The organism is Candidatus Syntrophocurvum alkaliphilum, assembly GCF_009734445.1.
GTDB lineage: Bacteria > Bacillota > Syntrophomonadia > Syntrophomonadales > Syntrophomonadaceae > Syntrophocurvum > Syntrophocurvum alkaliphilum.
The window spans coordinates 613237-639386 of the sequence record NZ_CP046457.1 but is presented as its reverse complement, the minus strand read 5'-3'; the positions used below and the strand labels follow the sequence as shown (position 1 = coordinate 639386).

Sequence of the window (26150 nt, the reverse complement as noted above, 5' to 3'; positions counted from 1 at the left end):
AAAAATCCCGTAGCTTATCATCTACGGGATTTTATATATGTTTTGCCCTAATGGGATACTAGCTATATTTTAAACATATGTTTCTAATTAATTCAGCTACGTCTTCTACATAATCCTGTGCTATTTCTATGTGTTCATAAACTTCTTTCCATTTTATTATCTTAACCGGGTCTTCTTCATTTTCAAATAGATCAGCAAGTCCATTTCTATAGTTATGGTCTTGTTTTCTTTCTAATTGCCTAATTGTATCACATATATCTAAAATTTCTTTTTTATTTTTATTTAAATTATCTAACAAATTAAATGCTTTTTCTTGTAGGTGTAATGACTCAATAAGGATATCTACCATTTCTTTAACCTTTTTATTAGGGGCTTCAGCCTTGTATAAAATCATTCTATCAATAATACCAGTGATATAATCTAAAGTAGTAGCAAGTTTTTGAACAACTTGAAATGCATCTTCCCTATCAAGAGGTAGAACATAACTAGAATCTAATTTTCTAACTAAATCTTGAATTATCCTATCACCTTCATGTTCCATGGCAGTTAATTTAGCCATTTTTAAATCAAGATCTCTATAATCATCAACTACATTTTTTAGGATGTCACCACCTCTAATAACTACACGAGCACTTTCAATAAATAATTTAAATACTTGTGGGTCTTTTTTCTTGAAAATCTTAAACCTCACTATATCACCCCTCCCCCAAAAAAGTTAATTAAAATCTAATTTATAGCGCACGTAAATAATCTGGTCTTAAATAGTTTTTATCATTTTTGTCAATAATATCATCAATTAATCTAAGTATTTCATTTTTATCTTCGGGAAATCTTCCTTTAATTGGCAGATAATTAGAAGCATGATTACTTCTAAATTCTGTACCTTTTAAATCTAAATTTTCAATTATAATACGCATTTCATCAAGAATTTCAAATGCTCCCGGTAATTCAAATTCCCCTTTTTCCATCTGCTGATACATTTTGGTACCTGGAACTAGCATTATGGTTAAAGCACCTATATAATCAGGGTTTATTTCATTACAAATTTTTGCTGTCGCTTTTGCATGGTCTATAGCTTTCGGTGTTCTGCCAGCTAAACCTAATAAAATTGTTACTGATAACTCAATTCCGGCTTTTCTTAATCTTTTCCCTGCCTCTGCCATCTCATCATATGTTACACCTTTTTTGATTTCTTTCAATAACTCTTCATCACCTGTTTCTATGCCTAAATAAGCTATTGTAAGACCTGCTTTTTTAAGCGCAGATAATTCTGAAGTTTCTTTTTTTAATACAGCGTCCGGACTTGCATATATTCCTACATGACGCAAGCTAGGGAAGTTTTTATAAAGCAATTCTATTATTTCTATTAAATCAGGTGTATCAATAATTATTGCATCACCATCAGCTATAAAAACTTTTTCTATATCTCCGTAATATTCACCAGCCATACGAATATCATCTTTTATTTCTTCCATGCTTTTAATTTTAAATTTTTTATCTTTATACATTCCGCAAAATGTACATCTATTATGTGTGCAACCTACTGTAGCCTGTAATATATAACTTCTAGCTTCACTTGGTGGCCTATACATATTTCCTTCATATCTCATTTAGATTCCTCCTTACTATATTTAACCCAAAAAAAATTATTTTTGGTAATAGGTAACATATATTTAATTATAATCAAGTGTATTTTATTATGATCTTAAACAAAATAAATATAGGTGCGATTGATTTAAAGGAGGATGTTCTATGGCAAAAAGAGGCATAATGTCTGAACAGCTTAAATATGAAATTGCTAAGGAACTAGGTGTAGATCAAATTGTTTCCCAAGAAGGTGGATGGGGCAGTGTTTCTTCCCGTGACTGCGGCAATATCGTTAAAAAAGCAATTGAAAAAGCAGAGATCAACCTCGCAAACCAGAACAACCAAACACAATAATAATTCGCACCACAGGGGGGATTCCCCCCCAAATTTAGATATATGATGGGAGGTTATATTATTATTATTAAAAGAAATACTCCTTTAGAAGAAGCTTTATCAAAACCAGGAGCTGAGCAAGTTTTTCAATCATATGGTATAAGATGCTTTGGATGAGCCGGTTTACGTTTTGAAACCGTAGAGCAGGGTGCTCGCGCTCATGGTATTGATGTTGATGAACTTTTAAACAAATTAAATAACCTTTAAAAATAAGGGGTGAAAACCCCTTATTTAGTAAGTTTTATTTGGATATTGTAAAACTCGTTTTTCCCATGTTCTTATAGTAATATCATCTTCTGATGTTGAAACCATATATTCAGGTAATAATGGAGTCTTTCCATAACCACCAGGTGCATTTACTATATAAGTTGGTATAGCTAAACCAGATGTATAACCTCTTAAATGTTCCATTATATTTATTCCAGTTTCTATTTTTGTAATAAAATGTGATGTTCCTTTTACTGTTTTAGCATGGAATATATAATAAGGCCTTATTCTTACCTTTAAAAGTTCGTGATTTAATTTTTTCATTACATGAGGATCGTCATTTATATCTTTTAGAAGAACCGCTTGATTTCCTAGTACAGCTCCTGCTTTTATGAGCATATCAGTAGCTTTTTGTGTTTCAGGTGTTATTTCCATAGGTGAATTAAACTGAGAGCTTATATATATTGGTGGATATTTAGCAATTATTTCACATAGCTCCTCATTTATTCTTTGTGGCAAAGTAACTAATGCACGTGTACCTAACCTTTTAATTTCTACATGTTCAATATCATTTACCTCACCTAATAACCAATCCAACACTTTATTACTCAACATAAGAGAGTCTCCACCAGTAATTAAAACATCCCTTATTTCAGGATTAGCTTTAACATAATTTATAGCTTCTTTTAATTGATCCATAGTTGCATGTTCATCAGTTTCACCAAAATTTCGCCTTCTTTGACAATGCCTGCAATACATTGGACATTGATTAGAAACATTAATAATTAACCTATCAGGATATCTTCTAGTTATTCTAGGTGCAGGGCTTGTAGTGCTTTCTGACATTGGATCATCTTCACCATCATCACTTGCTTCTCTAATATCTGGTACAGCTTGTTTAAATATAGTAGAGTCCCTATAATTATCAAAATCTATTAAGCTAAAATAATAAGGTGAAATAGCCCAACGATATTGATTTGATAAATCCCGTAGTTCTTTCGCTTCGTCTTCTGACAAATTTAAAAATGCTTTCAATGTATCTACATCAGAAATTCTATTTTTCATTTGCCATGTCCAACTATTCCAATCATCTTCACTAGCATTATAAAAATTAAGTAGTTTGTTTTTATTAGCAGCACTACGGTCTGCCATTTTAAAACCAGTCTCAATGTTTTTTTGAGCCTCTAAATAATCATTTATGTTTTCTTTAAGCTCTTGAGCTCGTTCTAATGCAAGTTTCCTATTGTCCATATTACCCTCCCTAAAGATTAATTCTTTTGCAAATAAGTAATTGATTGTCAATTTTCATTATATAATACATGGTTTCCAAACACAATTTTTAACCGTTTTTCCATAATTCTATTTGAGAAGAAATCCAGTAAATTAAAATTATAAAAAACACTGCTACTACTGTAATATTGCTTAAACCCGCTCCTATTAACATACCTAAAACAGCGGTTAACCAAAGACTCGCAGCAGCTGATATACCCTTAACTTCTTCTTTTTTTTCATTAATCCAAATAAAACCAGTTCCTAGAAAACCTAAAGCTGATATTATCTGTGCCGAAAGTCGAGCTGGGTCACTAGCCCAAGGTATTACTCCAGCAATAGCATAAAATTCTGTAGATGTTATAGTTATTAAACAAGCTCCAATACAGATAAGTGAGAAAATAATTCCCGTTGGAGTATCATAATGTTTTTTATTCATAATTCCCACAATAAAACCTATAATTGAAGCTAGTAAAATACGAAATAATAGAGTTTCAACAGCCATAATTATAATAATGTGTTATAGTTTGGAGCTTCCTTGGATATTGAAATATCATGAGGATGAGACTCTGTAAGTCCTGCATTTGTTATGCGTATAAATTTTGTTACAGTTTTCATTTTTTCAATATTCTCTACTCCACAATACCCCATTCCGGCACGTAATCCACCCATTAGTTGAAAAATTGTTTCTGATACATTACCTTTATATGGAATGCGTCCTTCAATTCCTTCAGGCACCAATTTTTTAGCATCTTCTTGGAAATAACGATCACTACTACCTTCTACCATGGCTTCCATGGATCCCATTCCTCTGTATATTTTATAGCTTCTTCCCTGTAGAATTACAATTTCCCCTGGACTTTCTTCTGTTCCTGCAAGTAGGTTACCTAGCATAACCACATCAGCACCAGCCGCTATAGCTTTAACTATATCTCCAGAAAATTTGATTCCTCCATCAGCTATAATTGGTATATTGTATTTATTAGCAACTTCAACGCAATCAACAACTGCAGTTATCTGGGGAACTCCTATACCAGCAACAACTCTAGTTGTGCATATAGACCCAGGTCCAATGCCAACTTTTACAGCATCTGCACCTGCTTTAATTAATTCTTCTGTTGCTTCACCAGTAGCTACATTACCTGCAATTACATCTATATCAGGATGTTTTTCTTTTATTTTTGAAGTTAGTTCAATAACTCCAACTGAGTGACCATGTGCAGTATCTAAAACAATAACATCAACACCAGCATCTAGTAGTGCTTTCACTCTATCTAAAGTATCCTTAGCTATGCCTACTGCTGCCCCAACTAACAGTCTACCTTTTTTGTCTTTTGCTGCATTGGGATATTTAGTAGTCTTTTCGATATCTTTAATAGTAATTAGCCCCATTAAGTTAAATTCTTCATCAACTAATGGTAATTTTTCTAATTTAGATTTACTTAATATACCTTTAGCTTCTTCAACACTAGTTCCTACTGGTGCAGTTATAAGGTTTTCACTAGTCATTGCATCTTTTATTTCTTTATCATAGTTTGTTTCAAATCTTATATCCCTATTAGTTATTATACCGACTAACTTACTGCCTTCTGTTATGGGAACACCTGAAATATGATAATGTTCCATGATTGCAAGGGCATCTCTAATTTTGTGATTTGGACTTAAAAAAAATGGATCAGAAATAACGCCATGTTCAGAACGTTTAACTCTATCTACCATCTTAGCTTGCTCCAATATTGAGGTGTTTTTGTGAATTATGCCAATGCCACCTTCACGGGCAATAGCAATTGCCATTTTCGCTTCGGTAACCGTATCCATCCCAGCACTCATTATCGGAATATTCAAACGTATATTTTTGGTTAAATATGTTGAGGTATTCACATCTTTAGGCATTATTTCAGAACGTCCCGGAAGAAGTAATACATCATCAAAAGTGAGACCTTCTTTATTAAATCTATTTGTCATAAATCTGCTCCTCCTTAAGAAGTTTAACTTCTATTATAATATTCTAAGCAATTTTTTCAAGATATATCTAGGCCTCACAACAAAAAATAATTAATCTCCACCCTGTACTGACCCTAATCCGTACCTATAAAAATGCTCACTAAGATTTTTTATTATTTTTTCACTAACTCCAAATTTATTTGCTATTTCATTATTAGATAATCCCTGACCAAGGTAATCAATAAGCATATCAGCATCAATTCCAGCTTCTTCTGCTAATTCATTAATTGATGGGCGAACAGACCAAGGAGGAAATCTTTTATCTTCTTGCATGCTAAAATCTCCTTTTTAGCTATAGAATTCCCTTTTAAAAATTAATTATGATTTTTTTTAATTAAAATCAGATTCTGTTGCAAAAAGTAACTACAACAAACTTAAGGCTGAGCAAACATGTTTGCTCAGCCGATTCCATAGTCTAAGTTTAGGTTTTTGCAGTGAAACCACATTTTTATATTGAATTGTTTTTAAGTCGCATATGGGTATGGTCTAAATCAACTACTATAACCTCTTTACCTATCTTTTTTATTGCTTCCCATGGTATTACTAACTTTTGTTTATCACTCCAAAATGTTAACAGATTGCCCTTATTAGGTAATATTATTGAAATAATTTTTCCTGTTTCAGGATCAACAATCATATCTGATTCGCCAACTGTACCCATCCTCATACCATCATATATGTTTACCATTTCTTTTCCAACTAACTGATTTAATCTCATTAGCAGCCCTCCCTATTAAATACCAGTATGCCCAAAGCCACCTTTTGATCTAGAAGTATCGTCTAGTTCTTCAACTTCAATAAACTCTACCTGTTCAACTTTGGAAAAAATTAATTGAGCAATCCTTTCTCCCCTATTTAAAATATACTCTTTGTCCCCTAAATTTATAACAATAAGCTTTATTTCTCCTCTATAATCTGCATCAATTGTTCCAGGAGTATTTAACAAGGTTAAACCGTGTTTTAATGCTAGTCCACTACGAGGACGTACTTGGGCTTCAAAACCATTAGGTATGGATAGTGATATCCCTGTAGGAATTAATACTCTTTCTAAAGGCTTAATTGAAATTTCTTCAGTTATAGCAACATATAAGTCAACACCCGAAGATGAATTTGTCATGTATTTAGGAAGAGGTAAATCAAACGAATGATTTTTTTTAATTAATACTTTCATAATTTATAATCTCCATAACTGTTTATATTGTTTTTCTACATTTGGAAGAATCTCTTTGTCTCCTATGGCTGCAAGAGAAAAAAGTTCTTTTTTAAATAAATTTTGAGCAAATTGATTTACTTGTTCTGAATCAATTGCATATATCCTATCAATAATTTTTTCAGGAGAAACTATTTCATCATAAATCATTATCGACCTTGCTAATCTAGTCATTCTGTTCATAACACTTTCTAAACCTAATAAAATACTAGATTTGATTAGCTGTTGCGTTCTAGTTACTTCTTCTTCACTAACCCCTTCATTAGTAAAATTATCAAGTAACTCTATTAATGCTTCAAAAAACTGAGCTACTTTACTTGGACTAGTACCAACATATATAGAAAATGCCCCAGTATCTGAATAAGTTGATGGATATGAATATACAGAATAAGCTAATCCTAACTCTTCTCTAATACTTTGAAATAATCTTGAACCTAAGCCTCCACCTAATATGTTGTTCATTACATTTTGAACATAACGATTATCATTATGATAAGAAATACTAGGAACACCTAGACATAACTGAACTTGTTCTGTTTCCTTATTCATTAAACTAATAAATGAATTGTTTTCTTCTGGTATAGTTTGATTTATAGTTATATTATTTTTAGGCTGTTTTTCTAAAAGATTTTGAATCTTATCCCTAACTTTATTGCTATTTACATTTCCAGCAACTGCAATAACCATGTTAGCGGGAACATAATATTTTTTATAATATTCATATACTAAGTCTCTATCCATATTAATAATACTATCTTCTGTTCCTAATATAGGCAGACCCATTGAATGTCCTTCCCAAAATTTTTGGGAAAAAAGATCGTGAATCAAATCATCAGGAGTATCTTCATACATATTTATTTCTTCTATGACTACTCCTTTTTCAGTTGTAAAATCTTTAGGAGCAAATTTTGAACTAAAGAGCATGTCAAACATAATTTCTATAGCACTATCAACATTTTCATCAAGAGTTCTAGAATATAAGCATGTATACTCCTTAGAAGTAAATGCGTTTAACTGTCCCCCCATACCTTCAAAGCTTTCTGCAATTTCTCTAGCAGTTCTCTTTTCGGTTCCTTTAAACAACATATGTTCAATAAAATGACTAACACCTGATATATTTTGTTTTTCATGTCTTGAGCCAACTTTTATATATACACCTATCCCAGCAGATCTTACAAAAGGTATTTCTTCTACTACTAACTTAGTATTATTCAAATTAAATGTCGATATCACATCTACTACCTCCAATATACTTGCACTAGTTAGATTACTTCTTTAATATAATTGCTTTTCCTGTTAAAAACTAAAAAAAACTCGAAAGAATTCGCAACAAAACATTTTTTTCTTGTTCAATATCATTTTTAGCAACCAAATCAACTTTAGCTAGTTTTTTATCATATGCATATACTTCTAAAAAACCTACTTTATTGCCATAACTAACGGGGGCCTCTAAACTATATTTCATAATTGTTTTTTTCTCTATATTTTTCAGACTTCCACTACTCCATATATAAATTTCATCATTAGGTATAACTTCTACATAATTCTCTGTTCCACCTATCACAATTGCTTCCTTAAAAGGTTGTTGATTATCTACTATTTTTTCTAAATAAAAATTATTAAAACCATAAGACAATAATCGAGCACTATCCCCTTTTCTATCAGGTGAACGTAAAACAACCGTTATTAGTTGATGTTGATCTCTAGTAGCTGATGCAACTAAGCACTTTCCTGCAGCATTAGTAGTTCCAGTCTTAATTCCATCAGCACCGGGAAAGGATCCTAATAATGTATTAGTATTTTTTATTGTTATAGGTTTAGAATAGCCCGGATGTTTAAATTCAGCTTTTTCTTTTTTTACTGTTTCTTTTATGTAATCATGTTTCAGAGCATATCTACTAATAATAGATAAATCATATGCCGTACTAAAATGTTCTTTATTTGGTAAACCAGAGGCATTTTTAAATTGAGTATTAAATGCACCCAAAGCTATTGCTTTTCTAGTCATAAGCTCTCCAAAAAAATCCTCATCACCAGCTATATGTTCCGCTAAAACTACAGCTGCATCATTAGCTGATCGTATTAAAGTTACTTTTAATAATTCCCCTACTGTTAATTCTTGACCTTCTCTTAAGCCAATTGTAACCTCGGGAGTTCTATCTGCCTTTGCACTAACAGTTGCTATTTCACTTAAGTTCATGTATTCCATTGTTAAAATTGCAGTCATTATTTTTGTCGTGCTTGCTACTGGACGTTGTTCATCCATATTTTTTTCATATAGTACCTGCCCCGACTTTTTATCAACTAAACAAAAATACTGCGAACTAACATTTGGTTCAGCAGAAACAGAAGTTACTTGTATTAAGAATAAGATGCAAACAGATAAAAATAATTTTAATATATATCTCATATATTTATAACTATACTTCCTTTCTGTTATTTCTCATCCAATACTATTTTATCTATTGTCATCATTTTATATCCTTGATCTTTTAACTGCTTTAATAAATTAGGTAAAGCTTTAACAGTTGGATCTGTTGGATGCATAAGAATAATAGCATCATTGTGTACTTTATTCATAACACGCTTTATTATTGTTTCTGGATTAGGTTTTTGCCAATCTATAGTATCTACGCTCCACATTATGAATTTGTATTCCATTTCAGTAACTGCACTAACTAGTCGCTGATTATATTCTCCATAAGGTGAGGCAAAAAATGTAGTTTTTTCTCCTGTTTTATCATATATTATATCTTCTGCCTTTTTTATCTCACTTTTTATTTCATCAGAGCCTAAATTATTAAAATGCAGATGCTTATATCCATGATTTTGTATACTATGACCATCTTTTTGCATTTCTTTTAAAAGATCTTCATTTTTCTCTGCCCATTTACCAGTTACAAAAAACGTTGCTTTAGCATCGTAAGATTTAAAGTTTTTTAACATATCTGGGATAAATTCTTCTCCCCAATCAACATTAACTGTTATGGCAACGACTTTTTCTCCACTATTTCCTTGAAATATAGCTTCAGTTGTTCCTGTTGTAGCCGTAAAAGTAGTAGTGTTTAAATTTATATATCCAAATACTATAAAAACAGCTAGTAGCAATATCAGCACAAATGAGCTATACACCTTTTTCTTGGTTAAAAAGTATATCTTCATTCGTTTTTCCCCCTCCCTAATATTTTAACCCATACATACCCTTGATCAATTCCCGACATAACAATTATTGGGTTGTTTTTATTGTTCTTGAATTTTAGATCTTTATATCCATAGTAAACAGTAGCATCTTTTCCAACTGGTACATAGCCAATTGGTTTGCTATGAGTATGACGTTCTACTATTTCTAACTCAGACTCTGTTACAGCATTATATAATGTGCTCGCTATCTGACATACACCACCCCCATAATCTAATATCGTTTCACCTTTAAAAATAATTGGTGCTGGTAAATATCCTCTATTAGGAGTTCTAGGTCCAACTATTTCATTAAAAGAAAATATATTGTTAGGCCAAATTAAACGATTATTAATAGCATCTGATGCTAACTTTAGGTTTTTAATACGATCACTACTTCCATGAATTCCTGTTTTATAATAACCGATTGTTTCGTTACTTTTCTCAATATCTTCACTAGTGTATGTAGGTTTTGTTTTCTTTTTAACAATATTAATAGACTCGTATTCATTTGCTGATAATACTTTAGATAAAGTCAAAGGAATATCAACTATATAACCACTTTGTTCAGGTATTATTTCCCCTGATTCACGATCTATATATGGCTCTTCAGGTAACTTTTGATTTTTGATTGCTAATTCTTTAATAACCAACTCTACTTCTTTTTCTAATAAATATGATATATCTCTTCCTTCTATCGTCACTCCCGGTTTAACCCCTAAATAATATCGTTCAATTTTGTCAATCGATATATTAAATGCATAAAAACTAATAAAAAACACTAATACAAAAAGGACTTTTCCGTTTAGTTGCAAAAACGATAAGCCCTTTTTAATATAAATAGTACTCACCGCCCTTGTATACGTCTCCTAAATTGTATTCAGTAATGAGTACTCATATGCAATTTTTCACTAAAGTTAGGAACATTTCCGCGCAAAAACACAAATAAACCGAGTTTACTCGGTTTATCGTATATATTAAAATATTTCAGTTTAGTTTGTTGGTTTTGCCACCTTGTTTAATGCTGCTTTTCTAGATAAGTTTATTCTTCCTTGTTGATCTATTTCGATTACCTTTACCATTATCTGATCACCTATATTTACAACATCTTTTACTTTATTTACTCTTTCTTCTGCAAGTTGAGATATATGAACTAAGCCTTCTTTGCCTTGGGTACCTAGGACACCAGGAATTATTTCAACAAAAGCACCAAAATCCATTATTCTTTTAACAGTACCCATGTAAGTCTTTCCTACTTCAACCTCTGCAATTATTGTTTCTATTATGCTTTTTGCTTTGTTAGCTGATTCCTCATCAATTGATATGATAAATAAGCTGCCATCATCTTCGATGTCAATTTTACAGTCTGTTTCAGCAACTATCTTTTGAATAGTTTTTCCACCAGCACCTATAACCTCGCGTATTTTATCTGGATTAATTTGCATTCTTATCATTTGAGGTGCATAAGGTGATAATTGTTTATTAGGCTCTGAAATACATTCTAGCATTTTACTCATAATAAACATTCTTCCATCATTAGCTTGAGCTAATGCCTTTTCAATAATTTCACGACTTACACCTGTTATTTTTATATCCATTTGTAATGCAGTTATACCATCTTTAGTCCCTGCAACCTTGAAATCCATATCCCCTAAAGCATCTTCTATACCTTGTATATCACTTAATATTGCAAAATCTTCTCCTTCTTTCACAAGACCCATTGCAATACCTGATACTGTTGCTTTAATTGGAACACCAGCATGCATTAATGACAAGGAACTACCACAAACACTTCCCATTGAGGTTGAACCATTTGATTCTAAAACGTCTGATACTACGCGTATAGTATATGGAAATTCATCTTCAGAAGGTAGTACAGCTAATAAAGCACGTTCAGCAAGAGCTCCATGACCTATTTCTCTTCTACCCGGTCCACGCATTGGTCTTGCTTCACCTACACTCCAAGGTGGGAAATTATAATGATGGATATATCTTTTTGACTCATCTGCACCCAAACCATCAAGTATCTGCTCTTCTCTCATTGAACCTAATGTAGTTATAGAAAGAACTTGAGTTTGTCCACGGGTAAATAAACCTGTACCATGAGGTCTCGGCAGATAACCTACTTCACATGTTACTGCTCTTATTTCATCATTTTTTCTTCCATCTACTCTTTCATTTTCATAGATAGTCATTTTTCTTACTACTTCTTTTAAGATTTTTTCTAATACTGATTTTACCTCATTCATTTGTTCTGGATATATTTCTTGAAAATGTTCTTTTGTTATTGACTTAACCTCGTCTATATCGCTTTCTCTTGCTTTTTTGTTTTCATTTCTTACAGCTTGTTCTAATTTTTGTGTGGCAAAATCTCTAACAGCAGCCTCAATTTCTGGGTCATCATCTATTAGTTTTGGTTCAATTTTTTCTTCCCCAATTTCAGCTATAATTTTTTCTTGAAATTCTACTATCTTTTTAATTTCTTCATGCCCATAGAATATAGCATCAAGCATCTGGTCTTCTGGAATCTCATCTGCACCTGCTTCAACCATCATGATAGCATCTTTAGTTCCTGCTACTGTTAAATGCATTTTTGTCTTTTCAGATTGTTCAACTGTTGGATTAATGATAAATTCACCGTCTACTAAGCCAACTGTTACAGCTGCAACAGGACCACTAAATGGTATATTTGAAGTAGTAAGCGCAACTGATGCCCCAATAATGGAAATCACATCAGGAATATTATCGTTATCCATTGACATAACTGTTGCTACTATATTTACATCATTTCTATATCCATTTGGAAATAAAGGCCTTAGTGGTCTATCTATTAATCGGGCAGAAAGTGTGGCAAACTCTGTTGGTCTCCCCTCTCTTTTTATAAACCCACCAGGAATTTTCCCAGCTGCATATAATCTTTCTTCATAATCAACTGTTAAAGGAAAAAAGTCTATACCTTCACGAGGTTCTTTGGATGCTGTAGCTGTAACCAAAACAACAGTATCGCCATATCTCATTACGGCAGCACCATTTGCTTGTTTAGCAACCTTTCCTACTTCAACTACTAGTTGTCTTCCACCGATTTCAATTTTATAAGTATGCAATTATTTTCCTCCTTTCTTAGACTACAATAAACTAAAGAGCGGCAATTCCGCTCTTTATCTTCTTAGACCAAGTCGAAGAACTATTGAACGGTAACGATCAAAGTTCTTGTTCTTTAAATATTCTAAAAGTGATCTACGTTGACCTACCATTTTTAGTAGCCCAGTTCTCGAATGATGATCTTTTTTATTAATCTTTAAATGTTCATTTAAATAATTAATCCGATCGGTTAAAATAGCTATTTGAACCTCAGGTGACCCAGTATCATTCTCATGTGTCTGATATTGATTAATAATTTCTTGTTTTCTCTCTTGGCTTAGTGCCATTGTTTCACCTCCTCATTTTCATGTAATCGCCAGAAACCAAGGTAAACGTCGGTGAAAATCGCATACCCTAGTCTTGGTTCCTTAGGTTTTTATTATCCAAACAAAAGGGACTCTTTTGCCGCTCTTTTCTATAATTTATAAATATTATTACCTTTTTTTTCCTCATGTATACTTTTTTCTTAAAAACACCAAAATTAATTTTATCATAGCAATTTGTTTAAGTAAACTTTTAAGCTTTTGTCTAATATTTAAACTATAAACGTTAGTTTTCTAACCACAATATAGATAATTATTTTTATTTTACTTAAAGCACTTTGCTATACATTTATAAGTTCTAAAGCTTTTTGCCTATCTTTTTCTATTTGAGCTATTAGTTCATTTATTCCATTAAAGCGTTTTTCATTTCTAATCTTATCAATAAAACACAGAGTAATAAATTTATCATATAAGTTTTGATTAAAATCTATTATGTGAGCTTCTACAGAAGTAGGATAATCATCATGAAATGTAGGTTTTCTTCCAATATTAACCACACAATTATATCTTTTATTTTCTATTACTGCTTTAGCTGCATATACACCATTCGCTGGCAGATTAACTTCTGGATTAATATTAATATTAGCGGTAGGAAATCCTATTTGAGAACCCCTTTGCTCACCCTTAATAACTTGTCCTTCAAGTACAGGTAGGTATCCTAGCATTTTTATTGCTAAATTTATATCACCATTCTCAAGTGCCTTCCTAATCAAACTACTTGAAACAACTTTATCTTCTATTTTTACTGGCAAAGTTACATTTACTCTAAAACCAAACTCCTTGCCTAAATCACTTAATAGTTGTGAGTTGCCAACACCCTTATAACCAAATGAGTAATTAAATCCTATAAATACTTCCTTTACTTTGAATTTTTTAACGAGAATATTTTCAACAAAGTCATATGGTGAACATTTGGCAATTTCTCGTGTAAAAGGTGTATATATTAAAAGTTCTATACCCAATTTTTTAAGCAGCTTAGCTTTTCTTTCAGATGTAACCAATAAGCGTGGAGCTTTATCAGGAGTTAATACTTTATTTGGATGAGGTTCAAAAATAAATGCTGCTGGTTTATAACCATTGCGTTTAGCTTTAGTTACTAGCGATTTAAGCAGTTTTTGGTGTCCTAAATGAACTCCATCAAAATTCCCTAATGCCAAATATACTGGTTCTATACCTTTGTATTCATCAATATGTTTAATTACTTCCATTTGAAACTCCTTTATATAAGTTTAAATAGTTTCAATTATTTAAATACTTTTTTTGGTTTAAGCATGGGTGTATTGTTATTTTTATTTATTTCTGCAATAGCTACTAGGTTTTGTTCTGGTGAATAAACCTTAACAAGTTCTTCATCCTCAATTGAACACTGTATTTTATTACCATTTAACAATTTATATAAATCGCTTGGATTACTTATGTAATAGTTTTGTAATTCGTTTAATGGATAGTCTATATCTTTTATAACTCTTTTAATATTGGTGCATTTTTCTAATTTTTCAAGGGTTATGGAATCATCTATATTAAATATTCCAGATTTAACTCTAATTAATTTATTCAAATAAGCACCTGTTCCTAGTTTTTGTCCTATGTCATGACATAATGTTCGTATATAGGTACCTTTTGAACACTCTACATAAATAGTGATAAGAGGAATATTATTTTCATTAAGTTCAATGGTTACTAAATCTAGTTTATATATTTCTACTTCACGTAGTTCTCGTTCAACTACTTTGCCTTCTCGTGCTAACTCATATAGCCTTTTGCCATTATGATGTACAGCTGAATACATAGGTGGTAATTGCTTTATTTTCCCTGTAAATTCTTTTATGGCTTCTTTAAGAATATCTAATTCAATAATTGGTTGTTCTTGAATAACTTTAATAGTACCATATTCATCTTGAGTGTCGGAAACTCGACCCATTATCATTGTAGCTGTATAAGCTTTCGTTTCATCTTTTATATATTCTATAACTCTAGTAGCATTACCAAGTGCTACAGGTAAAACTCCAGTTGCCATTGGATCAAGGGTGCCTAGATGTCCCATTTTAATTTTTCCAATTTGTTTTTTCAAGGTACGCAATACATCAAAAGAAGTAATTCCCTCAGGTTTATTAATGTTAATAAATCCATCCAATTAATCAATCACTTCCTTAACTGAATTTAATACCTTTGATTTTACATCATCTAACCGTCCCTCTAACCGAGCACCTGCAGCTTTTTCATGTCCGCCACCGCCAAATTTTTTAGCTATTTGTGCAACATCAATTGCACTTTTGGACCTAAAGCCAACCTTAACAATACCTGGACTTGTTTCTCTAAATAGAATTCCAACTTCAACCCCCTTGATTGAACGGGTATGGTTAATTATACCTTCCGGATGCAAATCTTTTACATCTAATTCTTTAATATCATCTATACTAAGTTGCATCCAAGCAATTTTGCCATCAGAACTAACCTTAAGAGATTGAAGAGATTTGCGAAGCAACAAAACTTCTTTATGAGATTTAGATTCAAAAAGATTAATTCTAACTTTTTCTTGCTCTACTCCAGAGTCAATTAAATAAGAAGCAATTTTTAGTGTTTCACTTGTAGTATTGCTATATTGAAAACTACCTGTGTCCATTACTATTCCTGTAAATAATGCGTTTGCAATATCTTTAGTTATATCTACATTTAATAATGGTATTAGGTTGGTTATTATTTCCGCAGTTGCAGATGCTTCAGGATTGACTAAATTTATATTACCAAATAACTCATTGGTTGCATGGTGATCTATATTTATTATATATCTTTTATCATTTAAAAAATCGGCTACAGACTCACCAACTCGATTTTTATCAGAACAATCTAAATATATAATATTTTCAAAATCATTTTTAGAAATATCCTGTGGTTTTAAAATCATGTTACTACCAAAAAGAAAATGGTATATAGGGGGTACAGGATCTTCTAATAACATTATGCTTTTTTTATTCATTTTTAATAACACTAGGTATAAGCCTATCATTGACCCAATGCAATCTCCATCAGGAATACTATGTCCCACTATAATATAATTGTTTTTTTCAATTAATTTTTCAGAAATTAGGCTAAGATTATTTTCCATTAGAATTATTCTCTTCTTTTATTTCATCAAGTAAAGATGAGATTTTAATACCATGTTCAATAGACTTATCTAGCCTAAATTCTAGTTCTGGTGCATGTTTAGTTTTAATTTGTTTAACTAATTCCGTTCTAATATAACCTTTAGCTTTTTGTATTACATTAATAGTTTCTTCTTGTTTTTCCTCATTGCCAAGTACACTAATGTTAATTCGCGCATGGCTTAGGTCGTTAGTAACATCAACACGGGTTATAGAAACTGTTGTAAAGTCTATTCTTGGATCTTTTATATGTTCTTTAATAATCTCTGATAATGCTTTTCTTATTTCTACTGACATACGTTCAGGTCTTCTTTTACTCATCTATAACTCACTCCTAATTATAGGTTCCTTGCGACTTCTTCTAATATATAAGCTTCTATTAAATCTCCCTCTTTTATATCATTAAAGTCTTTAATTCCCATACCACATTCGTAGTTTTCAGCTACTTCTCTAACATCATCTTTGAAACGTTTTAGTGAAGCAAGTTTTCCTTCGTATATAATTACTCCATCTCTTAATACACGGACATTAGAATTTCTTTGAATTTTACCTTCTATAACATAACATCCACCAATAGTCCCTACATTAGGCACTTTAAATGTAGCACGAACTTCTGCACGACCAAGAAATTTTTCTTTATATTCAGGATCTAGTAAACCAGCCATTGCCTTTTTAACATCGTCTATAGCTTCATAAATCACTCTATATAGTCTAATATCTATTCCTTCATTTTCAGCATGCTTTCTAGCTTTGGTATCTGGACGTACATTAAAACCTATAATTATGGCATTGGATGCAGATGCTAGCATAACATCAGTTTCTATAATTGCACCAACACCAGAGTGTATTACATTAACTTTTACTTCATCTGTACTTAATCTTATTAATGACTGGATAAGAGCCTCAACCGAGCCCTGAACATCACCTTTTATAATTAAGTTTAAGTCTTTTATATCTGATTCTTTCATATGCTCAAAGAAATCATCAAGTGAAACTTTGCTTTGTTGTTTTTGCTCTTCGATTTTCTTTTCAGTGAGTCTTAAATTAGTAACTTCCTTGGCTATTTTTTCATCTACAACTTGGACTTTTGTTCCAGCTTCAGGAACATCGGACCATCCCATAATTTCTACTGGTGTAGAGGGTAAAGCCTCCTCTACTCTTCTTCCTCTATCATCAGTCATAGCCCTTACTTTACACCAATTAAAACCAGCTAATAAGCTATCACCAACTTTTAAAGTTCCTTTTTGTACTAAAACTGTTGCTACTGGACCTCTACCTTTATCAAGCTCACCTTCAATAACTACACCCTCTGCAGCTCTATCTGGATTAGCACTAATCTCATTCATTTCAGCAACTAGTAGTAGCATTTCTAAAAGATTTTCAATACCTTCACCTGTAATAGCAGAAACTGGTGCAAATATGGTTTCACCGCCCCATGCTTCCGGGACAATATTGTATTCTGTTAGTTGCTGCATTATCTTATCTTGATTTGCTTCTGTTTTATCTATTTTATTAACTGCAACTACAAAGGGTACTTCTGCAGCTTTTATATGGTTTATTGCTTCAATTGTTTGAGGCATAACACCATCATCCGCAGCTACTACTAATATAACAATATCAGTAATATTAGCTCCCCTAGCTCTCATTGAAGTAAAGGCTTCATGGCCTGGTGTATCAATGAAAGTTACTCTGTTTTCATTAACTTTTACTTGATACGCACCTATATGCTGAGTAATTCCACCGGCTTCACCTGATGCTACATCCGCTTTTCTTATTCTATCTAATAAAGATGTTTTTCCATGATCAACATGACCCATTACTGTAACTATAGGAGGTCTAGGTTCGAGGCTTTCTTCACTATCTACTATTTCCTCTAATATCTTTTCTTCTTCTGATATACCACGCTCAACACGTACTTCATATAAACTTGCAATAATTTCAGCAGTTTCAAAATCAACAACTTGATTAATAGTTGCCATTGTTCCAAGCTCCATTAATTTTTTCACAATCTCTGCTGAACCCTTGTTTAATTTTTCAGCTAATTCTCTTACTGTTATTGTATCCAAGATTGTAATAACATCAGGAGTTTTTGGTGTTGTATCCACCTTTTTCTTTTTATGTTTTTTCTTTTGCGGTTTGCTATAATCACGTCTTTGTGGTTGATTATTTCTATTATTTTGCTGACCTTTTTTATTATCATAACTAGTTTTTTGTCCACTAGGCTTTTGCTTAGTTTGATGTTGCCCTACTGGCTTTTGACCACTAGGTTTTTGACTAGGTTGATGTTGCCCTGCTGGCTTTTGACCGCTAGGTTGATTATCTCCTACAGGTCTTTGTCTAATGGGTTTTTGTTTAGATTGATCATCTGCATGTTTATGTCTAACTGACTCTTGTTTAGATTGATTTTGCCCACCAATTTTTTTATTACTAGTTTGTTGTTTATTCTGATTTTGTGCTTCATTTTTATTTTTAGAAAAAGTATTTTTGCTACGGTCTCTTCCTGATTCTATGTTTTTAGAAGAATTTTTGGATTGTGGTTGTGAAGCCTGCATTTGTGAAGACTCTTGTTTTTTCTCAGTAGCGGATTCTTTAGCATTAGCTTGGTTGATTCTGCTTTTAACCCAATCTACCTGTGATTCTTCAAGAGTGCTCATATGATTTTTTATATCCATACCCATATTTTGTAAAGTTTGCACTAATTCTCTACTAATAATATTTAGTTCTTTAGCTAGTTCATGTACTCTTATTTTGGCCATTCAACCACCCCCATGATATTTACCTCTTCTCCTAGTGTCTTTAACGCATCTAATATAGCATCCGCTATTTTTTTATCATTAATAGTTATTGCTACTCTATATGCTTTTCCTACACTAGTACCTAATTCATATTTATTCCCAAAAATTACCCAAGGCACTTTATTTTTTGAACATGCTACGACTAAAGATTCTCTTGCTCTTTCAGACATATCGTGAGTAACGATAAGTAACCTTGCCTTACGTCTAACCAAACTGGTTTTAGCCGCCATCGCACCTGAAGAAACCTTGCCTGCTTTGGTAGCAAATCCTATTAAGCTGTAAATTTTTTTCAATCTATCACACACCTTATTTGGCTATATCATTTTTTAGTTGTTCAAAAACCTCATTTGGGATTTGCACTTCTAGAGCTTTTTGTAAACGCTTACCTTTTATAGCTTGATTTAAACATTCTTCGTTTGGACAAATGTATGCACCACGTCCTGACCTTTTACCTGTAGGATCAAACGCAATTAAACCTTCAGGAGTTCGTACGATACGTTTTAATTCTTTTTTTATTTTCATATCTTTACACCCAACGCACATCCTTTGAGGTATTTTGCGTTTTTTAACCATCAAAATCATTCTCCTCTTGGAATTGACTTTCACTCTTAATATCCACTTTCCATCCAGTAAGCCTTGCTGCTAGGCGAGCATTTTGCCCTTCCTTGCCAATAGCTAAAGATAACTGATAATCAGGAACTATAACTCTTGCTGTTTTTTCCTCTTCATTTACAGTAACCGATAAAACTTTAGAAGGGCTAAGAGAATTAGCTATATAATTTTCTGGATCTCTATCATATTTTATAATATCAATTTTTTCACCAGATAATTCAGTAACTATATTTTGTACTCTTATACCTTTTGGTCCTACACAGGAACCTACTGAATCAATATTATCTTCAACTGAGTTAACTGCTATTTTTGATCTAGACCCTGCTTCACGCGAAACGGATTTTATTTCAACTAAACCTTCATATATTTCAGGTACCTCAAGCTCAAATAAACGCCGTAAAAAATATGGATGAGTACGTGATATTAGAATATTAGGCCCTTTAGCAGTATTCTTCACTTCATAAATATAACCTTTAATTCTGTTTCCAATATTATATGTCTCTGAAGGTATTTGGTCATTAGGCATCATAATTGCTTCAGTTCGCCCTAAATTAATATGTATTATTCTTGACTCTATTCTTTGTACTGTACCAGTTACTATTTCACCTTCTCTTTCAGCAAACTCTTCAAATATAATACTTCGTTCTGCTTCTCTTAATTTTTGAATAACTACTTGTTTGGCAGTTTGAGCAGCTATTCTTCCAAAGTTTGCAGGAGTAACCTCAACAGTAACAATATCCTCAAGTGATATATTAGGATTTTGTTCTAAAGCATCTTCGAGTGATAATTCATACCGAGCATCCTTTACATCTTCAACTACACGTTTTTCAGCAAAAACTTGAACTGCTCCTGTAATTTCATTTAATTCAACATTAACATTTTGAGCAGTACCAAAATTCTTTTTATATGCTGTGTTAAGAGCTACTTTTATTGCTTCAATTAAAGCTGTTTTAGGAATCCCCCGCTCTTTTTCTATTTCACCCAATGCCTGGATTAAATCATTAGACATTGTTTTGCCTCCTCTTATAATTGTGGATGTAATTTTACCTGGGCAATTGATTCCCTAGGTATTAATACTACATTTGAATCAAATTCAATTTCAATATTTTCGTTGGTATAACTTTTCAGTATGCCAGTAAAGTTTTTTCTTCCATCAAGGGGTTGATAGGTTTTTAGTTTTATTCTACTACCTATAAATTTTTTAAAATCTTTTTCTGTTTTAAGAACACGATTTATTCCTGGAGATGATACTTCTAAGTAATCATAATCTACTTTATCTTCATGGTCATCTAATATAGCTTTTATTGTTTTTGAGGCATCAGTGCACAAATCCAAAGTTACTCCGTTTGGTGTATCAATAAATATTCTTAGCATTTTTGCTTTATCTTCTTTATTTACTTCAATATCAACTAGTTCAATGCCAGCTTCTTTTAGTTCATGCTCAATTAATTTATTTATTAATTTTTTTATATCCTCAGCCAAAACAATATCACCTCCAAAATATTTTGCACTAGTTATAACAATAGAAAAAGTGGGCTGCACCCACTTTGTGACAAAAATATTAGTTGCTATTAAGCAGTATAACACATTGGAATAAAATTATACAACCTTAGTAAAGTTTATTAAAACTAGGTTTTTTAACTAAGCTAAAGATATTTTCAATTTATTGTTACTTTATACCCTTGACAATGTATGTTAAATACTATTTCCTTATTAAATCTATATATTATTATATTAAACTTCATTATCCAAATAAACTTATCTGAGTAGTTTCGGGTAAGTCTTCAAAACAATTGTTTTTTCTTAGAACATCCATTGCAGTTTTATTTAAACGTGTTTTAACTTGAAAGTCTTCTATAGATATAAACTTTTCCTGCTCTCTTGCTTCACATATACCATCAGCAGCAGCTAAACCAACATTGGGTAAAGAGGAAAATGGCAGTATAAGACCTTTGTCTTTAACAATAAACTTTTTCGCATCTGATTTATATAAATTAACTGGATAAAAATATAATCCCCTAGCATACATTTCCATTGCTAACTCTAGTATAGTAACGAGTTTTTTGTCTTTCTGTGAAGCTTGATATCCTAAATTTTCAATCTCCTTTATCTTTCTTTTTATTGCATCATAGCCTGCTAAAATAACTTCTGAATCAAAATCCTCAGCTCTAATACTAAAAAAGCTTGCATAAAACTCTAATGGATAATATACCTTAAAATAGGCTATACGATATGCCATGGTTACATATGCAACTGCATGAGCTTTAGGAAACATATATTTTATTTTTTGGCAAGAGTTTATATACCAATCTGGTATATCACATTTTTTCATCAATTCTATTTCATCAGGTTTAAGTCCTTTTCCCTTACGCACGTTTTCCATTATTTTAAATGCTAGTTTTTTGTCCATTCCCTTAAATATTAAGTAAGTCATAATATCATCACGAGTACATATAACCTCGTTTAAACTAGCTACTTCATTTTTCACTAAATCTTGAGCGTTATTAAGCCAAACATCAGTACCATGAGATAATCCACTTATTTTAACTAATTCAGCAAAAGTTGTTGGTTTGGTTTGTTCAAGCATTTGACGAACAAATTTCGTGCCAAATTCTGGTATTCCATACGTCCCTACTTTTGAATCTATATCTTCAGCACTAACACCTAAGGGTTCTACACCTGAAAATATTTTCATAGTTTTTTGCTCACTAAGACTAATTTTAGATGCATTAACACCTGTTAAATCTTCTAACTCTTTTATTACTGTAGGATCATCATGCCCTAGTATGTCTAATTTAACTAACTGATTATCTATAGCATGATATTCAAAATGGGTTGTAATAATACCTGATTCCTTTTTATCAGCGGGATGTTGAATAGGAGTAAATTCATATATATTTTTATTTTTAGGAACTACTATAAGCCCACCGGGGTGCTGCCCTGTAGTTCTTCTTACACCAGTTATACCTTTTGTAAGTCTTGATGCTTCTGAGTTTTTGATATCTTTTTGCTTTTCTTCAAAATGCTTTTTAACAAAACCATAGGCTGTTTTATCAGCTATAGTTGATATTGTGCCTGCTCTAAATACATTTTCTTTTCCAAAAAGCTCTTCTACATATTGATGGGCTTTACTTTGGTAATCTCCTGAAAAGTTTAAATCTATATCAGGAACCTTATCCCCTTCAAATCCTAAGAAAGTTTCGAATGGTATATCAAATCCATCTTTTCCAAGTTCATTATTACATTGTGGACAAATTTTATCTTTAAGATCAGAACCACAACCTACTGAACCATCTAATATAAATTCACTATAATTACAAGAAATACATATATAATGTGGTGGTAATGGATTAACTTCAGTAATTCCAGTTAAATAAGCAACTATAGAGGAACCAACTGAACCTCTAGAACCTACTAAATATCCATCATCATTAGATTTTTTAACTAGCTTATGAGATATAAGATATAATACACTGAAACCATGGGTTGTAATCGCATATAGTTCTCTTTCAATTCTTTTTTGAATTATATCAGGAATATTATCAGAATAAATTTCTTTGGCTTTCCCATATGTAAGATTTATTATTTCTTCTTCTGCGGTATCTATTTTAGGTGGATAAAATCCGTCAGGTACAGGTTGTACATTTTCTATTTGTTCAGATACTTTTCTTGGATTCTCTATCACTATTTTTTTAGCATTTTCTATATTTATGAAATTAAAATCATCTAACATTTCTTTAGTTGTTTTAAAGTATAATGGAGCTTGTTGCCATGCATCATCATACCCTTGACCTGCTTGTATGATTTCCCTTAATATACTATCTTCAGGATCAAGGTAATGCACATCTCCAGTAGCAACCACTAATTTATCAAGCTGATCACCTAAATTAATTATCTTTTTAATTATATTTTGTAGGTCTTCTGTTGTATTAACTGTACCTTTTCTAAGGAGAAAATCAATATTTGATATAGGTTGAACTTCTAAATAATCATAAAAAGAAGCAATGTTTATTAATTCTTCATCATTAGCCTGATTTAATATAGCAGAATACAATTCTCCTGAATCACAAGCTGATCCTATAATCAGGCCTTCTCTGTATTTTTCTATTAAACCTCTTGGCATTTTAGGAAACCGGTGATAATGATCTACATATGATAGGCTTATAAGTTTATATAAGTTTTCTAAACCAGTTTGGTTTTTAACTAACAATATAATATGATAGGGTCTTTCTTTCTTATCTTCTTCTATTAAGTATCCCTCAACACCATAAATTACTTTTAAATTACTGTTTTTGGCTGCATCATATGCATCCGGAAATGCTTGAGTACAACCATGATCAGTTATTGCTATAGCACTATGTCCCCATTCTTCAGCCCTATTTATAAGCTCATCTATCGGTGTTAATCCATCCATTAAACTCATTTTAGTATGAGCATGTAATTCGATTCTTTTGTTAGATTCATTATCCATTCTTATAGGTTTTTTTTCACGAGCAAATATATCCATATATAGTACGATTTCTTTTAAAAAAGTATCATACCTTATACTACCTTTTACCTTTATCCAATCTCCTTTGTTAATCAAGTCATCTTCTGCTCGATCATAAAACTGCTTTACAACAATAGTATCGTTGTAATCAGTAAGGTAGTATGATACAACTAGTCTATTATCTTTTAAAATATTAATATCTTTTTTCCATATTTCACCTTTTACTGCGACAGACCTTAGTCCTTCTACTAACTCCGAAACAGGAGTAATTTCATCCTGAATAACTTCTACTTCTAATTTTTTGTTTTTTCTAAAAGACTTTTTCTTGTTTTCATTGGTTGTTTTGTTTTTATCTTCTTCTATAACATTTAACTTAGATTTTGTTTTTATAACACTTGGCACTGTAGGTACATTGTCTACACTTGAGTTTAATATTACCCTAACTATAACTTGATATTTATATTCATTCCAAAACCATTGATAAACTGATGAAGCTATATTTTTTTCTAGAATTTCATCATATATTTTTTTATTATTTATTAATATGTCAACTTTGTTATTAGATACAGTCCATTCTAATTCATCAATAACAAGAGAATTGTTATCAGAAAATAAGTAGGATGATAATTCATCCTTGCGGGAGTCTAAAATAGCTTTTATACTTTTTTTTGCATCTACGGGTACTTGTACTAGTTCTACTACTTCTAAGTAACTATTTTTTTCACTTATATATTTTGTTGTACTATTAATTAAAGTTGAAGACATAAGTCGGGGAGTTATAAGATGTATTTTCCATATCTTATTCTGTGAATCTACTAATACTTTATCAACAATAGAATCTTCCCATATTTCAGCTTTATCAAATTTTATATTATCTAAAAAAGCACGAAAACTTTTATTCATGCTTTTACCTCCAATATATTTAATTATTTTTAATTTTGGTTTCACTAAAGATAAACTTAGGCTATAAAATTCGCACAAACATGTTTTTGACGGTGAAATTTTATTTGTTTTACTATAATGTATGCACTACACCTTGTTACTTAAAGACTTACGTAAAGAAGTTAACTAAACATTAAGTTTTTTGTAATTACTTTTGTAGTAGAACCAAAATTAAATTATTTTAGTTAAGTCTATCTATGTTTTTTAATCCGCGTAAAACAGACAACTCTTCAATAACCTCACCTATTTCCATATTAGGTGGAAGGTCTAGCAATAATTCTATTTCTAAATCATGGTCTGTTTCCAATCTATTTAACTGTATGTTTTTGATAAGAATACCTAAGTCTCCTAATATCGATCCAATTATTCCGACTTGTCCAGGTCTATCTTCTACTACTAAAACTATTCCTTTATACTCTCTCATCCCAGTAAACTGCTCTTCAAACTTAATAAAATATATCAATATAAAAAGAATTAATATAGTAGTAGCAATTGCAGGAACATAAAGGCCAGCTCCAACTGCTAATCCAATACAAGCTACTACCCACAACCCAGCAGCTGTAGTTAGTCCCCTTACAGTTGCACCTTCTCTAAGAATAGTACCTGCTCCTAAAAAGCCTATGCCACTTACTACTTGAGCAGCAATTCGGCCGGGGTCTGCATTTACAGTGTGATAATATTGGTAATACATATCAAGAGATACAACCATAGCTAACGCTGAACCAACACAAACTAATGTATAGGTTCTTAATCCTGCAGGTCTATTTAAGCTTTCTCTTTCTAAGCCTATTAAACCGCCTAAAATACAGGCTAAAGTCAATCTAAATATAATCTCATAAGTTTCCATTAATTATCACA

At 31.7% G+C, this 26150-nt stretch carries 26 protein-coding genes; 1 reads left to right on the top strand and 25 read right to left on the bottom strand.

Features of this window, described 5'->3' with window-relative positions:
* Positions 1-58: 58 nt before the first annotated feature.
* Positions 59-691, bottom strand: coding sequence for a DUF47 domain-containing protein (locus SYNTR_RS03110; RefSeq protein ID WP_156203152.1), 633 nt, complete (start codon positions 689-691; stop codon positions 59-61).
* 40 nt (positions 692-731) lie between these two features.
* Positions 732-1610, bottom strand: a complete 879-nt coding sequence (locus SYNTR_RS03105) for a B12-binding domain-containing radical SAM protein (RefSeq protein WP_156203151.1) — start codon at positions 1608-1610, stop codon at positions 732-734.
* Positions 1611-1752: 142 nt separating this feature from the next.
* Between SYNTR_RS03105 and SYNTR_RS03100 the strand changes: the two genes are divergently transcribed.
* Positions 1753-1941 carry a small, acid-soluble spore protein, alpha/beta type gene (locus SYNTR_RS03100; RefSeq protein WP_156203150.1) on the top strand — a complete coding sequence of 63 codons (189 nt, stop codon included), beginning with the start codon at positions 1753-1755 and terminating at the stop codon, positions 1939-1941.
* Positions 1942-2211: 270 nt separating this feature from the next.
* Here SYNTR_RS03100 and eam read toward each other — a convergent pair whose 3' ends face one another.
* From eam to SYNTR_RS02980, 23 genes are all read right to left on the bottom strand, one after another.
* Complete coding sequence (gene eam, locus SYNTR_RS03090) at positions 2212-3438, bottom strand: glutamate 2,3-aminomutase (protein ID WP_156203149.1); 1227 nt, start codon at positions 3436-3438, stop codon at positions 2212-2214.
* Between the two features lie 88 nt (positions 3439-3526).
* Positions 3527-3961 (bottom strand): MgtC/SapB family protein, encoded by a 435-nt coding sequence (locus SYNTR_RS03085; RefSeq protein ID WP_156203148.1) that lies wholly within the window; start codon positions 3959-3961, stop codon positions 3527-3529.
* A gap of 2 nt (positions 3962-3963) precedes the next feature.
* Positions 3964-5421 (bottom strand): IMP dehydrogenase, encoded by a 1458-nt coding sequence (guaB, locus tag SYNTR_RS03080; protein WP_156203147.1) that lies wholly within the window; start codon positions 5419-5421, stop codon positions 3964-3966.
* Positions 5422-5511: 90 nt separating this feature from the next.
* Complete coding sequence (locus tag SYNTR_RS03075; protein ID WP_156203146.1) at positions 5512-5733, bottom strand: response regulator transcription factor; 222 nt, start codon at positions 5731-5733, stop codon at positions 5512-5514.
* Between the two features lie 175 nt (positions 5734-5908).
* Entirely contained in the window at positions 5909-6178 is a 270-nt protein-coding gene (locus SYNTR_RS03070) for a YlmC/YmxH family sporulation protein (protein ID WP_156203145.1), read from the bottom strand.
* Positions 6179-6193: 15 nt separating this feature from the next.
* Positions 6194-6631, bottom strand: a complete 438-nt coding sequence (gene dut, locus SYNTR_RS03065; protein ID WP_156203144.1) for a dUTP diphosphatase — start codon at positions 6629-6631, stop codon at positions 6194-6196.
* 3 nt (positions 6632-6634) lie between these two features.
* Positions 6635-7903 (bottom strand): M16 family metallopeptidase, encoded by a 1269-nt coding sequence (locus SYNTR_RS03060; protein ID WP_156203143.1) that lies wholly within the window; start codon positions 7901-7903, stop codon positions 6635-6637.
* Positions 7904-7973: 70 nt separating this feature from the next.
* Entirely contained in the window at positions 7974-9080 is a 1107-nt protein-coding gene (locus SYNTR_RS03055; protein ID WP_156203142.1) for a D-alanyl-D-alanine carboxypeptidase family protein, read from the bottom strand.
* Positions 9081-9106: 26 nt separating this feature from the next.
* Entirely contained in the window at positions 9107-9832 is a 726-nt protein-coding gene (locus SYNTR_RS03050; protein ID WP_156203141.1) for a polysaccharide deacetylase family protein, read from the bottom strand.
* Entirely contained in the window at positions 9829-10551 is a 723-nt protein-coding gene (locus SYNTR_RS03045; protein WP_243140227.1) for a VanW family protein, read from the bottom strand. Before SYNTR_RS03045 ends, SYNTR_RS03050 begins: the two co-directional genes overlap by 4 nt.
* Before the next feature lie 288 nt (positions 10552-10839).
* Positions 10840-12951, bottom strand: coding sequence for a polyribonucleotide nucleotidyltransferase (locus SYNTR_RS03040; protein ID WP_156203140.1), 2112 nt, complete (start codon positions 12949-12951; stop codon positions 10840-10842).
* 54 nt (positions 12952-13005) lie between these two features.
* The gene (gene rpsO / locus SYNTR_RS03035; RefSeq protein WP_156203139.1) at positions 13006-13275 is read right to left on the bottom strand and encodes a 30S ribosomal protein S15; all 270 of its coding nucleotides are present in this window, start codon (positions 13273-13275) and stop codon (positions 13006-13008) included.
* Between the two features lie 317 nt (positions 13276-13592).
* A complete protein-coding gene (locus SYNTR_RS03030) occupies positions 13593-14519 on the bottom strand; it encodes a bifunctional riboflavin kinase/FAD synthetase (protein WP_156203138.1) in 927 nt (308 codons plus the stop codon).
* A 35-nt stretch (positions 14520-14554) separates the two neighbouring features.
* Positions 14555-15445, bottom strand: coding sequence for a tRNA pseudouridine(55) synthase TruB (gene truB / locus SYNTR_RS03025; protein ID WP_156203137.1), 891 nt, complete (start codon positions 15443-15445; stop codon positions 14555-14557).
* Positions 15446-16417 carry a DHH family phosphoesterase gene (locus tag SYNTR_RS03020; RefSeq protein ID WP_156203136.1) on the bottom strand — a complete coding sequence of 324 codons (972 nt, stop codon included), beginning with the start codon at positions 16415-16417 and terminating at the stop codon, positions 15446-15448.
* Positions 16407-16775, bottom strand: a complete 369-nt coding sequence (rbfA, locus tag SYNTR_RS03015; RefSeq protein ID WP_156203135.1) for a 30S ribosome-binding factor RbfA — start codon at positions 16773-16775, stop codon at positions 16407-16409. The genes SYNTR_RS03020 and rbfA overlap by 11 nt, the downstream gene beginning before the upstream one ends.
* Positions 16776-16792: 17 nt before the next feature.
* Positions 16793-19210, bottom strand: a complete 2418-nt coding sequence (gene infB / locus SYNTR_RS03010; RefSeq protein WP_156203134.1) for a translation initiation factor IF-2 — start codon at positions 19208-19210, stop codon at positions 16793-16795.
* Entirely contained in the window at positions 19198-19542 is a 345-nt protein-coding gene (locus SYNTR_RS03005; protein WP_197079169.1) for a L7Ae/L30e/S12e/Gadd45 family ribosomal protein, read from the bottom strand. Before SYNTR_RS03005 ends, infB begins: the two co-directional genes overlap by 13 nt.
* A gap of 13 nt (positions 19543-19555) precedes the next feature.
* Positions 19556-19822 carry an RNase P modulator RnpM gene (gene rnpM, locus SYNTR_RS03000; RefSeq protein WP_156204674.1) on the bottom strand — a complete coding sequence of 89 codons (267 nt, stop codon included), beginning with the start codon at positions 19820-19822 and terminating at the stop codon, positions 19556-19558.
* On the bottom strand, positions 19815-20870 hold the full coding sequence (gene nusA, locus SYNTR_RS02995) for a transcription termination factor NusA (RefSeq protein WP_156203132.1): 1056 nt from the start codon (positions 20868-20870) through the stop codon (positions 19815-19817). The genes rnpM and nusA overlap by 8 nt, the downstream gene beginning before the upstream one ends.
* A gap of 14 nt (positions 20871-20884) precedes the next feature.
* A complete protein-coding gene (locus tag SYNTR_RS02990) occupies positions 20885-21343 on the bottom strand; it encodes a ribosome maturation factor RimP (RefSeq protein ID WP_197079168.1) in 459 nt (152 codons plus the stop codon).
* A 262-nt stretch (positions 21344-21605) separates the two neighbouring features.
* Positions 21606-25253 carry a PolC-type DNA polymerase III gene (locus tag SYNTR_RS02985; RefSeq protein ID WP_156203130.1) on the bottom strand — a complete coding sequence of 1216 codons (3648 nt, stop codon included), beginning with the start codon at positions 25251-25253 and terminating at the stop codon, positions 21606-21608.
* 220 nt (positions 25254-25473) lie between these two features.
* Entirely contained in the window at positions 25474-26139 is a 666-nt protein-coding gene (locus SYNTR_RS02980) for an MgtC/SapB family protein (RefSeq protein ID WP_156203129.1), read from the bottom strand.
* Between the last annotated feature and the right edge of the window lie 11 nt (positions 26140-26150).